Source organism: Pseudomonas sp. H2_D02, assembly GCF_054677635.1.
Genome location: NZ_CP162816.1, coordinates 1,381,445 through 1,393,780, shown reverse-complemented (window position 1 = coordinate 1,393,780; position 12,336 = coordinate 1,381,445). Strand labels below are relative to the sequence as shown.

Genomic DNA, 12,336 nt, shown 5'->3' with positions numbered 1-12,336 from the left:
TTACTTGTCAGCAACCTTGACAGTGATATGGCAAGACCGCTTGACGATGCGATCAGCACGGCCTTTGGCACGTGGCATGATGCGCTTCAGCGAACGCCCTTCGTTGACGAAAACGGTGCTGACCTTCAGGTCATCAACGTCTGCGCCTTCGTTATGCTCGGCGTTGGCTACGGCCGACTCCAGCACTTTTTTCATGATCTCGGCGGCTTTCTTACTGCTGAAAGCCAACAGGTTGAGCGCTTCGCCCACCTTCTTCCCGCGGATCTGGTCGGCGACCAAGCGGGCTTTCTGGGCGGAGATTCGAGCGCCCGACAACTTAGCGGCTACTTCCATTTCCTAACCCCTTAACGCTTGGCTTTCTTGTCTGCCACGTGCCCGCGATAAGTGCGGGTACCGGCGAACTCGCCCAGTTTGTGGCCGACCATGTCTTCGTTAACGAGAACTGGGACGTGTTGACGACCGTTGTGTACAGCAATGGTCAGACCGACCATTTGTGGCAGGATCATCGAACGGCGCGACCAGGTCTTAACTGGTTTGCGATCGTTCTTTTCCGCCGCCACTTCGATCTTCTTCAGTAGGTGAAGATCAATAAAAGGACCTTTTTTCAGAGAACGTGGCACTGTCGTATCCCTCTATTTACTTGCGACGACGGACGATCATTTTGTCGGTACGCTTATTACCACGAGTCTTCGCGCCCTTAGTCGGGAAGCCCCATGGCGATACCGGATGACGACCACCAGAGGTACGACCTTCACCACCACCATGTGGGTGGTCAACCGGGTTCATGGCAACACCACGAACGGTTGGGCGAACGCCACGCCAGCGCTTGGCACCAGCTTTACCCAACGAACGCAGGCTGTGCTCGGAGTTCGAGACTTCACCCAGGGTCGCACGGCATTCAGCCAGTACTTTACGCATCTCACCAGAACGCAGACGCAGGGTCACGTAGACACCTTCACGAGCGATCAGCTGAGCCGAAGCACCAGCGGAACGAGCGATTTGCGCGCCTTTACCTGGCTTCAATTCGATGCCGTGTACGGTGCTACCAACTGGAATGTTGCGCAGCTGCAGAGCGTTGCCCGGCTTGATCGGTGCCAAGGCACCTGCGATCAGCTGGTCGCCAGCACTCACGCCTTTAGGGGCGATGATGTAGCGACGCTCGCCATCTGCGTACAGCAGCAGAGCGATGTGAGCAGTACGGTTTGGATCGTATTCGATACGCTCGACGGTGGCAGCGATGCCATCCTTGTCGTTGCGACGGAAGTCGACCAGACGATAATGCTGCTTATGACCACCACCGATGTGACGAGTGGTAATACGGCCATTGTTGTTACGACCACCAGACTTCGATTTTTTCTCGAGCAGCGGTGCGTGAGGAGCGCCTTTATGCAGCTCCTGGTTGACCACCTTGACCACAAAACGGCGGCCAGGGGAAGTCGGTTTGCATTTAACGATTGCCATGATGCACCCCTTCCTTACTCAGCACTGCTGCTGAAATCGAGATCTTGGCCTGGCTGAAGGGAGATAACTGCCTTCTTCCAGTCATTACGCTTGCCCAGACCGCGAGCAGTGCGCTTGCTTTTACCCAGAACGTTCAGGGTAGTCACGCGCTCTACTTTCACGCTGAACAGGCTTTCGACGGCCTTCTTGATTTCCAGCTTGGTTGCGTCGGTAGCAACCTTGAAAACGAACTGGCCTTTCTTGTCTGCCAGAACCGTAGCCTTCTCGGAAACGTGCGGGCCAAGCAGAACTTTAAATACGCGTTCCTGGTTCATCCCAGCAGCTCCTCGAATTTCTTCACGGCCGACACGGTGATCAACACCTTGTCGTATGCGATCAGACTGACCGGATCGGAACCTTGCACGTCACGAACGTCGACGTGTGGCAGGTTGCGAGCAGCCAGGTACAGGTTCTGATCAACAGCGTCAGACACGATCAGGACGTCAGTCAGGCCCATGCCGTTCAGCTTGTTCAGCAGATCTTTGGTTTTCGGTGCTTCGACAGCGAAGTCCTGAACCACGACCAGACGATCAGTACGCACCAGCTCAGCAAGAATGGAACGCATTGCTGCGCGATACATCTTCTTGTTCAGCTTCTGGGAGTGATCCTGAGGACGAGCTGCGAAAGTGGTACCGCCGCCACGCCAGATTGGGCTACGGATAGTACCGGCACGAGCACGGCCAGTACCTTTCTGACGCCATGGGCGCTTACCGCCACCGGAAACGTCGGAACGGGTCTTTTGCTGCTTGCTACCTTGACGGCCGCCAGCCATGTAGGCCACGACTGCTTGGTGAACCAGCGTCTCGTTGAATTCGCCGCCAAATGTCAGTTCGGAAACTTCGATCGCTTGAGCGTCATTTACATTTAATTGCATGTCAGCTTCCCCTTAACCGCGAGCCTTGGCTGCTGGACGTACAACCAAGTTGCCGCCAGTAGCGCCAGGAACAGCGCCCTTGACCAACAACAGATTGCGTTCAGCGTCCACGCGCACTACTTCGAGGGACTGCACGGTCACGCGCTCAGCGCCCATATGACCGGACATTTTCTTGCCCTTGAATACACGACCAGGAGTCTGGCACTGGCCGATAGAGCCTGGAACGCGGTGGGATACGGAGTTACCGTGGGTGTTATCTTGCCCGCGGAAGTTCCAACGCTTGATCGTACCCTGGAAGCCTTTACCCTTGGACTGACCGGTTACATCAACCAGTTGACCAGCGGCGAAGATTTCAGCGTTGATCAGGTCGCCAGCCTGGTACTCGCCTTCTTCAAGGCGGAATTCCATTACGGTACGACCAGCGGCAACGTTCGCCTTGGCGAAGTGGCCAGCCTGAGCTGCTGTTACACGCGAAGCGCGACGCTCGCCGACAGTGACTTGCACTGCACGATAGCCATCGGTCTCTTCAGTTTTGAACTGGGTGACGCGATTCGGCTCGATCTCAATGACCGTGACCGGAATGGAGACACCTTCTTCGGTGAAAATACGGGTCATACCGCATTTACGACCGACTACACCAATAGTCATGTTGTAAACCTCATGAGTGTACGGGGCTTTCACCCGCTATGGCCGCCCATTTCAGAGCGTTACACGACTAAGACCGAGTCTTAGCCGAGGCTGATCTGCACTTCCACACCGGCCGCAAGATCGAGCTTCATAAGAGCATCAACGGTTTTATCCGTTGGCTGGACGATGTCCAGAACGCGCTTGTGAGTACGGATCTCGTACTGGTCACGCGCGTCTTTGTTGACGTGCGGGGAGACCAGAACGGTGAACCGCTCTTTACGGGTAGGCAGTGGAATTGGACCACGCACTTGAGCACCAGTACGTTTCGCGGTTTCCACGATTTCCTGGGTGGATTGGTCGATCAGGCGATGGTCAAAAGCCTTCAACCTGATACGGATTTGCTGATTTTGCATTGGATTTCAGACTCCGGCTGCTATTCCCACCGGGCGCAATACGCCCGTTAAAAGGAGGCGCAATTCTATAGACGCCCCCGATAGGTGTCAACCCAATAAAAAAGCCCCCGCTAAGCGGGGGCTTTCCTGTCCATCGAACCGACTCTGAAAGAGTCTTATTCGATGACTTTGGCTACGACGCCGGCTGCCGACGGTACGACCGCCTTCACGGATAGCGAAACGCAGGCCGTCTTCCATTGCGATGGTCTTGATCAGGGTAACAGTCATCTGAATGTTGTCACCTGGCATTACCATTTCAACGCCTTCTGGCAGCTCGCAGTTACCAGTCACGTCAGTTGTACGGAAGTAGAACTGTGGACGGTAGCCTTTGAAGAACGGAGTGTGACGACCGCCTTCTTCCTTGCTCAGAACGTAGACTTCTGCGGTGAACTTGGTGTGCGGCTTGACGGTGCCTGGCTTGACCAGAACCTGGCCACGCTCAACGTCGTCACGCTTGGTGCCGCGCAGCAGCACGCCGCAGTTCTCGCCAGCACGACCTTCGTCGAGCAGCTTGCGGAACATTTCAACGCCGGTGCAGGTAGTTTTCTGAGTGTCGCGCAGACCGACGATCTCAACTTCTTCCTGGATACGGACGATGCCACGCTCAACACGACCAGTCACAACAGTACCGCGACCAGAGATCGAGAATACGTCTTCGATTGGCATCAGGAACGGCTTGTCGATAGCACGCTCCGGCTCTGGGATGTAGCTGTCCAGAGTTTCCACCAGCTTCTTGACAGCGGTGGTGCCCATTTCGTTGTCGTCTTGGCCGTTCAGAGCCATCAGAGCCGAACCGATGATGATTGGAGTGTCATCACCTGGGAAGTCGTAAGTGCTCAGCAGGTCGCGCACTTCCATCTCAACCAGTTCCAGCAGCTCAGCATCGTCAACCATGTCAGCCTTGTTCAGGAAGACAACGATGTACGGAACGCCTACCTGACGGGACAGCAGGATGTGCTCACGGGTTTGTGGCATCGGACCATCGGCGGCCGAGCAAACCAGGATCGCGCCGTCCATCTGGGCAGCACCGGTGATCATGTTTTTTACGTAGTCGGCGTGACCTGGGCAGTCAACGTGTGCGTAGTGACGCACGGCCGAATCGTATTCAACGTGAGCGGTGTTGATGGTGATACCGCGAGCTTTTTCTTCCGGGGCGCTGTCGATCTTGTCGAAGTCAACCTTGGCCGAACCGAAAACTTCGGAGCAGACACGGGTCAGAGCAGCGGTCAGGGTAGTTTTACCGTGGTCAACGTGGCCGATGGTGCCAACGTTGACGTGCGGTTTGTTCCGTTCAAATTTTTCTTTAGCCACGACAATTAACTCCTAGCTTAAAGGGGCTGGATCAGCCTTGCTTTTTGGTAACAGTCTCGACGATATGCGACGGAGCTGTATTGTATTTTTTGAATTCCATAGAGTAGCTTGCGCGACCCTGAGACATGGAGCGAACGTCGGTTGCGTAACCGAACATCTCACCCAACGGAACCTCGGCGCGGATAACCTTGCCGGAAACCGTATCTTCCATACCCAGAATCATGCCACGACGACGGTTAAGGTCGCCCATGACATCACCCATGTAGTCTTCAGGCGTAACGACTTCTACCGCCATGATAGGCTCAAGCAACTCACCACCGCCCTTCTGGGCCAGTTGCTTGGTAGCCATGGAAGCAGCCACCTTAAACGCCATCTCGTTGGAGTCGACGTCGTGGTAAGAACCGTCGAACACGGTCGCCTTCAGGCCGATCAGCGGATAGCCGGCAACAACGCCGTTCTTCATCTGCTCTTCGATACCCTTCTGGATCGCTGGGATGTATTCCTTCGGAACCACACCACCTACGACTTCGTTCAGGAATTGCAGACCTTCCTGACCTTCGTCAGCAGGAGCAAAACGGATCCAGCAGTGACCGAACTGGCCACGACCGCCGGACTGGCGAACGAACTTGCCTTCGATTTCACAGCTCTTCGTGATGCGCTCACGATAGGAAACCTGAGGCTTACCGATGTTGGCTTCGACGTTGAACTCACGGCGCATCCGGTCAACCAGGATGTCCAGGTGCAGCTCGCCCATGCCGGAGATGATCGTCTGACCAGTCTCTTCATCAGTCTTGACGCGGAAAGACGGGTCTTCCTGAGCAAGCTTGCCCAGAGCGATACCCATTTTTTCCTGGTCATCCTTGGTCTTAGGCTCAACGGCAACCGAAATAACCGGCTCCGGGAAGTCCATGCGAACCAGGATGATTGGCTTGTCAGCGTTGCACAAGGTTTCACCAGTGGTGACGTCCTTCATGCCGATCAAGGCCGCGATGTCGCCAGCGCGTACTTCCTTGATTTCTTCACGGGCGTTTGCGTGCATCTGCACCATACGACCCACGCGCTCTTTCTTGCCTTTTACCGAGTTGATCACGCCGTCGCCGGATGCCAACACGCCCGAGTAAACTCGAACAAAGGTCAAGGTACCCACGAATGGGTCGGTAGCGATCTTGAACGCCAAGGCCGCGAACGGCTCGTCATCACTTGCGTGACGCTCCATTTCCTCTTCCTCGTTATCAGGGTTGGAACCCTTGATAGCAGGAATGTCGGTTGGAGCAGGCAGGAAGTCGATCACAGCGTCGAGAACCAGGGGAACACCCTTGTTCTTGAAGGAAGAACCGCAAACAGCCAGAACGATCTCACCAGCGATAGTGCGCTGACGCAGAGCGGCCTTGATTTCGTCGTTGGTGAGTTCTTCACCCTCGAGGTACTTGTTCATCAGCTCTTCGCTGGCTTCGGCTGCAGCCTCAACCATGTTGCTGCGCCATTGCTCGGCTTCTTCCAACAGCTCGGCAGGAATTTCCTTGCGAACAGGAACCATGCCCTTGTCGGCATCATTCCAGTACACGGCCTGCATGTTGATCAGGTCGATCTGGCCCTGGAAGTTGTCTTCCGAACCGATAGCGAGCTGGATAGGCACCGGAGTGTGACCCAGACGCTGCTTGATCTGACCGATCACGCGCAGGAAGTTGGCACCAGCACGGTCCATCTTGTTTACGTAAACAAGACGTGGAACGCCGTATTTGTTGGCCTGACGCCATACGGTTTCCGACTGAGGCTCAACACCCGAAGTACCACAGAACACAACGACCGCGCCGTCGAGTACACGCAGGGAACGCTCAACTTCAATGGTGAAGTCTACGTGGCCCGGGGTATCGATTACGTTGAAGCGATGCTCGTGCGGGTACTGCTTCTCGGAACCTTTCCAGAAGGCGGTGATAGCAGCAGAAGTAATGGTAATACCACGCTCCTGCTCCTGAACCATCCAGTCTGTGGTCGCGGCGCCGTCATGCACCTCGCCCATTTTGTGACTTTTGCCGGTGTAAAAAAGGACGCGCTCGGTGGTGGTGGTTTTACCAGCATCCACGTGAGCAACGATACCGATGTTACGGTAGCGATTAATCGGTGTAGTACGAGCCATAAAGCCCTCGCAAATTGAGTGACGCTAAAATTAGAAGCGGTAGTGCGAGAAAGCCTTGTTGGCTTCAGCCATACGGTGCACGTCTTCACGCTTCTTAACTGCAGCACCTTTACCTTCAGCAGCGTCCAACAGTTCACCAGCCAAACGCAGGGCCATGGACTTCTCGCCGCGCTTGCGGGCGAAGTCTACCAGCCAGCGCATTGCCAGGGCGTTACGACGGGAAGGACGAACTTCGACCGGAACCTGGTAAGTAGCACCGCCTACACGGCGCGACTTCACTTCGACCAGCGGAGCGATGGCGTCGAGAGCTTTCTCGAAGATTTCCAGGGGATCGCTGTTCTTGCGTTCCTTAACTTTGTCCAGTGCGCCATAAACGATACGCTCGGCAACGGCTTTCTTGCCGCTTTCCATAACGTGGTTCATGAACTTGGCGAGAATCTGGCTTCCGTATTTCGGATCGTCCAGAATCTCACGTTTGGCTGCTACGCGACGTCTTGGCATGATAAGCCCTCAAGCGGTCTTCAGGTTAGCCCGGGACAGCAGATGCGTGCCCGACCTTACTCTTATCGACTCAATAAAAATGAAAAACTGCAAAACGACCGATTACTTCGGACGCTTGGTACCGTACTTCGAACGACCCTGGTTACGACCTTTAACGCCGGAAGTATCCAAAGAACCGCGAACGGTGTGGTAACGAACACCTGGCAAGTCTTTTACACGACCGCCGCGGATCAGCACCACGCTGTGCTCTTGCAGGTTGTGGCCTTCACCACCGATGTACGAGGAAACCTCGAAACCGTTGGTCAGACGCACACGGCATACTTTACGCAGTGCCGAGTTAGGTTTTTTCGGCGTGGTGGTATACACACGGGTGCATACGCCACGACGTTGCGGGCAGTTCTGCAGCGCAGGCACGTCGGATTTCTCGACGATACGCTTACGCGGCTGACGTACCAGCTGGTTGATAGTTGCCATCTACTAGCTCCACTGTTGTCTTGCGACGCTATTGTCTTGCAAGAAAAGCAAAATGGCAGGAACGAATTCCCGCCAAATTTAGGGGATCAAGAGTCTAAAGAGGATCTTGTCCCCAGTCAAGGCAAGGCCCCGACCTCCCCGCCCGCCAGATCTCGACAATTTGTCTCGATCCGCCGAACGGGATGACCAGGGCCAGGCACTCAATCAACGCCGAACTCAGTTACCGCTCGAGTTCAGTGCTTCGGTCAGTGCAGCTTCCACTTCACTGGCGCTTACGCGCAACGGCTTGTCTGCATCACGGCGACGCTTGCGCTCGCTGTGATAAGCCAAACCGGTACCGGCCGGGATCAGACGACCCACGACCACGTTTTCTTTCAGGCCGCGCAGGTAATCGCGCTTGCCGGTTACCGCCGCTTCGGTCAGTACGCGAGTGGTTTCCTGGAAGGAAGCCGCCGAGATGAACGATTCGGTGGACAACGACGCCTTGGTGATACCCAGCAGCACGCGAGTGAACTTGGAGACGAACTTGTCTTCCGTCGCCAGACGCTCGTTTTCCACCAGCACGTGAGTCAGTTCCATCTGGTCGCCCTTGATGAAACTCGAGTCGCCGGATTCAGCGATCTCGACCTTACGCAGCATCTGACGCAGGATGGTCTCGATGTGCTTGTCGTTGATCTTCACGCCTTGCAGACGATAAACGTCCTGGATCTCGTTCACGATGTACTTGGCCAGCGCACTCACACCCAGCAGACGCAGGATGTCGTGTGGATCGCTCGGACCGTCGGAGATAACTTCGCCGCGGTTTACCTGTTCGCCTTCGAAGACGTTCAGGTGACGCCACTTCGGAATCAACTCTTCGTACGGATCGCTACCGTCGTTCGGGGTGATAACCAGGCGGCGCTTGCCCTTGGTCTCTTTACCGAACGCGATGGTGCCGCTGACTTCAGCCAGGATCGAGGCTTCTTTCGGACGACGGGCTTCGAACAAGTCGGCAACACGCGGCAGACCACCGGTGATGTCACGGGTTTTCGAGGTTTCCTGCGGGATACGAGCGATTACGTCACCGATCGCGATCCGCGCACCGTCCGCCACACCGACCAGGGCGTTGGCTGGCAGGAAGTACTGAGCGATTACGTCAGTGCCTGGCAGCAACAGATCCTTGCCGTTGTCGTCGACCATCTTCACGGCTGGACGGATGTCCTTGCCCGCAGCTGGACGATCTTTTGCGTCGAGTACTTCGATGTTGGTCATACCGGTCAATTCGTCAGTCTGACGCTTGATCGTGATGCCTTCTTCCATGCCCACGTAGGTCACGGTACCTTTCATCTCGGTAACGATTGGGTGAGTGTGCGGATCCCACTTGGCCACGATGGCACCAGCGTCGACCTTGTCACCTTCCTTCACCGAAATCACAGCACCGTACGGCAGCTTGTAGCGCTCGCGCTCACGACCGAAGTCGTCGGCAATTGCCAGCTCACCGGAACGGGACACAGCCACCAGGTGGCCGTCCACTCGCTCAACGTGCTTCAGGTTGTGCAGGCGGACGGTACCGCCATTCTTCACCTGGACGCTGTCGGCTGCGGAGGTCCGGCTTGCCGCACCACCGATGTGGAACGTACGCATGGTCAGCTGGGTACCCGGCTCACCGATGGACTGGGCAGCAATAACGCCGACCGCTTCACCGATGTTCACCTGGTGACCACGAGCCAGGTCGCGACCGTAGCACTTGGCGCAGATGCCGTAGCGGGTTTCGCAGCTGATTGGCGAACGCACGATCACTTCGTCGATGCTGTTGAGCTCGATGAATTCGACCCACTTTTCGTCAACCAGGGTGCCGGCAGGAACGATGACGTCCTCGGTACCTGGCTTGAATACGTCACGGGCAATGACACGACCCAATACGCGCTCACCCAACGGCTCTACAACGTCACCGCCTTCAATGTGCGGCGTCATGACCAGGCCGTGCTCGGTGCCGCAATCGATCTCGGTCACGACCAAGTCTTGCGCCACGTCTACCAGACGACGAGTCAGGTAACCGGAGTTCGCGGTTTTCAACGCGGTATCCGCGAGACCCTTACGAGCACCGTGAGTGGAGATGAAGTACTGGAGTACGCTCAAACCTTCACGGAAGTTCGCAGTAATCGGCGTCTCGATGATGGAGCCGTCCGGCTTGGCCATCAGGCCACGCATACCGGCGAGCTGACGGATCTGCGCAGCAGAACCCCGTGCACCCGAGTCGGCCATCATGTACATCGAGTTGAACGATTCCTGGTCAACTTCGTTGCCGTGGCGGTCGATGACTTTCTCTTTCGAGAGGTTGGCCATCATCGCCTTGGAAACTTCGTCGTTCGCCTTGGACCAGAGGTCGATTACCTTGTTGTACTTCTCGCCCTGGGTTACCAGGCCGGACGCGTACTGGCTTTCGATCTCTTTCACTTCTTCGGTGGCAGCACCGATGATGCGGGCTTTTTCATCAGGGATAACGAAGTCGTTAACACCGATGGAAACGCCGGAGATGGTCGAATAGGCAAAACCGGTGTACATCAACTGGTCGGCGAAGATCACGGTCTCTTTCAGACCAACCACGCGGTAGCACTGGTTGATCAGCTTGGAGATCGCCTTTTTCTTCATCGGCAGGTTGACGACATCGAACGACAAGCCTTTTGGCACAACCTGGAACAACAGCGCACGACCGACAGTGGTGTCGACGATGCGAGTGTTGGTCACGCTGTTGCCATCACGATCGTTTACGGTTTCATTGATCCGCACCTTGATCTTGGCGTGCAGTGCGGCTTCGCCAGCACGGAACACACGGTCGACTTCCTGCAGATCCGCGAACACACGACCTTCGCCCTTGGCGTTGATCGCTTCACGAGTCATGTAGTACAGACCCAATACAACGTCCTGGGACGGAACGATGATTGGCTCACCGTTGGCTGGCGACAGGATGTTGTTGGTCGACATCATCAACGCACGCGCTTCGAGCTGGGCTTCCAGCGTCAGCGGTACGTGCACGGCCATCTGGTCGCCGTCGAAGTCGGCGTTGTACGCAGCACAGACCAGAGGGTGCAGCTGGATAGCCTTGCCTTCGATCAGTACCGGTTCAAACGCCTGGATGCCCAGACGGTGAAGGGTCGGTGCACGGTTGAGCAGCACTGGGTGTTCGCGAATCACTTCGGCGAGAACGTCCCAGACCTCTGGCAGTTCGCGCTCGACCATTTTCTTGGCGGCTTTGATGGTGGTCGCAAGACCACGCATTTCCAGCTTGCCGAAGATGAACGGCTTGAACAGCTCCAGCGCCATTTTCTTGGGCAGGCCGCACTGATGCAGACGCAGGGTCGGGCCTACGGTAATTACCGAACGACCGGAGTAGTCAACACGCTTACCGAGCAAGTTCTGACGGAAACGACCTTGCTTACCCTTGATCATGTCAGCCAGGGATTTCAGAGGACGCTTGTTCGAACCGGTGATAGCCCGGCCACGACGACCGTTGTCGAGCAGTGCGTCGACCGCTTCCTGCAACATACGCTTTTCGTTGCGCACGATGATGTCCGGAGCGGACAGGTCGAGCAGACGCTTCAAGCGGTTGTTACGGTTGATCACTCGACGATACAGATCGTTGAGGTCGGAAGTCGCGAAGCGACCGCCATCGAGCGGAACCAGTGGACGCAGGTCTGGCGGCAGAACCGGCAGAACGGTCAGCACCATCCACTCTGGCAGGTTGCCGGAACCCTGGAAGGCTTCCATCAACTTCAGACGCTTGGACAGCTTCTTGATCTTGGTTTCGGAGTTGGTTTGCGGAATCTCTTCGCGCAGACGACCAATCTCGTGCTCCAGGTCGATCGCGTGCAGCAGTTCGCGGACAGCTTCGGCACCCATGCGGGCATCGAAATCGTCGCCGAACTCTTCCAGCGCTTCGAAGTACTGTTCGTCATTCAGCAGCTGGCCCTTTTCAAGGGTGGTCATGCCTGGATCGATAACGACATAGCTCTCGAAGTAGAGAACGCGTTCGATATCACGCAGGGTCATGTCCATCAGCAGGCCGATACGGGACGGCAGCGATTTCAGGAACCAGATGTGAGCAACTGGCGAGGCCAGTTCGATGTGCGCCATGCGCTCACGACGAACCTTTGCCAGCGCGACTTCAACGCCGCACTTCTCGCAGATCACGCCGCGATGCTTCAAGCGCTTGTACTTACCGCACAGGCACTCGTAATCCTTTACCGGGCCAAAGATCTTGGCGCAGAACAGGCCGTCACGCTCGGGTTTGAACGTACGGTAGTTGATGGTTTCCGGCTTTTTAACTTCACCGAACGACCACGAACGGATCATCTCAGGCGAGGCCAATCCAATACGGATGGCGTCGAACTCTTCGACTTGACCCTGGTTTTTCAGCAAATTCAGTAGGTCTTTCAAGGCCTTTCCTCCTGGCGGAGCAGAGAGCGGGCAAGACAGCCCCG

Annotated in this window: 11 protein-coding genes and 1 pseudogene; all 12 read right to left on the bottom strand. The window is 56.1% G+C overall.

What is annotated here, in order from left to right:
- Positions 1 to 333 (bottom strand): 50S ribosomal protein L22, encoded by a 333-nt coding sequence (rplV, locus tag AB4N42_RS06335; protein WP_003103908.1) that lies wholly within the window; start codon positions 331 to 333, stop codon positions 1 to 3.
- An 11-nt stretch (positions 334 to 344) separates the two neighbouring features.
- Positions 345 to 620, bottom strand: coding sequence for a 30S ribosomal protein S19 (gene rpsS, locus AB4N42_RS06330; RefSeq protein ID WP_002555486.1), 276 nt, complete (start codon positions 618 to 620; stop codon positions 345 to 347).
- Between the two features lie 16 nt (positions 621 to 636).
- On the bottom strand, positions 637 to 1,461 hold the full coding sequence (gene rplB / locus AB4N42_RS06325) for a 50S ribosomal protein L2 (protein WP_003186055.1): 825 nt from the start codon (positions 1,459 to 1,461) through the stop codon (positions 637 to 639).
- A gap of 14 nt (positions 1,462 to 1,475) precedes the next feature.
- A complete protein-coding gene (rplW, locus tag AB4N42_RS06320) occupies positions 1,476 to 1,775 on the bottom strand; it encodes a 50S ribosomal protein L23 (RefSeq protein ID WP_002555488.1) in 300 nt (99 codons plus the stop codon).
- A complete protein-coding gene (gene rplD, locus AB4N42_RS06315) occupies positions 1,772 to 2,374 on the bottom strand; it encodes a 50S ribosomal protein L4 (protein ID WP_003186057.1) in 603 nt (200 codons plus the stop codon). Before rplD ends, rplW begins: the two co-directional genes overlap by 4 nt.
- A 12-nt stretch (positions 2,375 to 2,386) precedes the next feature.
- Entirely contained in the window at positions 2,387 to 3,022 is a 636-nt protein-coding gene (gene rplC, locus AB4N42_RS06310; RefSeq protein ID WP_003186059.1) for a 50S ribosomal protein L3, read from the bottom strand.
- 80 nt (positions 3,023 to 3,102) lie between these two features.
- Entirely contained in the window at positions 3,103 to 3,414 is a 312-nt protein-coding gene (rpsJ, locus tag AB4N42_RS06305) for a 30S ribosomal protein S10 (protein ID WP_003186070.1), read from the bottom strand.
- A 155-nt stretch (positions 3,415 to 3,569) separates the two neighbouring features.
- Positions 3,570 to 4,764, bottom strand: a pseudogene (gene tuf, locus AB4N42_RS06300) (elongation factor Tu).
- Between the two features lie 31 nt (positions 4,765 to 4,795).
- Positions 4,796 to 6,901 carry an elongation factor G gene (gene fusA / locus AB4N42_RS06295; RefSeq protein ID WP_030138516.1) on the bottom strand — a complete coding sequence of 702 codons (2,106 nt, stop codon included), beginning with the start codon at positions 6,899 to 6,901 and terminating at the stop codon, positions 4,796 to 4,798.
- 30 nt (positions 6,902 to 6,931) lie between these two features.
- A complete protein-coding gene (gene rpsG / locus AB4N42_RS06290) occupies positions 6,932 to 7,402 on the bottom strand; it encodes a 30S ribosomal protein S7 (protein ID WP_003186074.1) in 471 nt (156 codons plus the stop codon).
- 102 nt (positions 7,403 to 7,504) lie between these two features.
- Positions 7,505 to 7,876: a 30S ribosomal protein S12 gene (rpsL, locus tag AB4N42_RS06285; protein WP_003186084.1), complete on the bottom strand. Its 372-nt coding sequence runs from the start codon at positions 7,874 to 7,876 to the stop codon at positions 7,505 to 7,507.
- 216 nt (positions 7,877 to 8,092) lie between these two features.
- Positions 8,093 to 12,292 carry a DNA-directed RNA polymerase subunit beta' gene (rpoC, locus tag AB4N42_RS06280; RefSeq protein ID WP_181288390.1) on the bottom strand — a complete coding sequence of 1,400 codons (4,200 nt, stop codon included), beginning with the start codon at positions 12,290 to 12,292 and terminating at the stop codon, positions 8,093 to 8,095.
- Positions 12,293 to 12,336 lie beyond the last annotated feature (44 nt).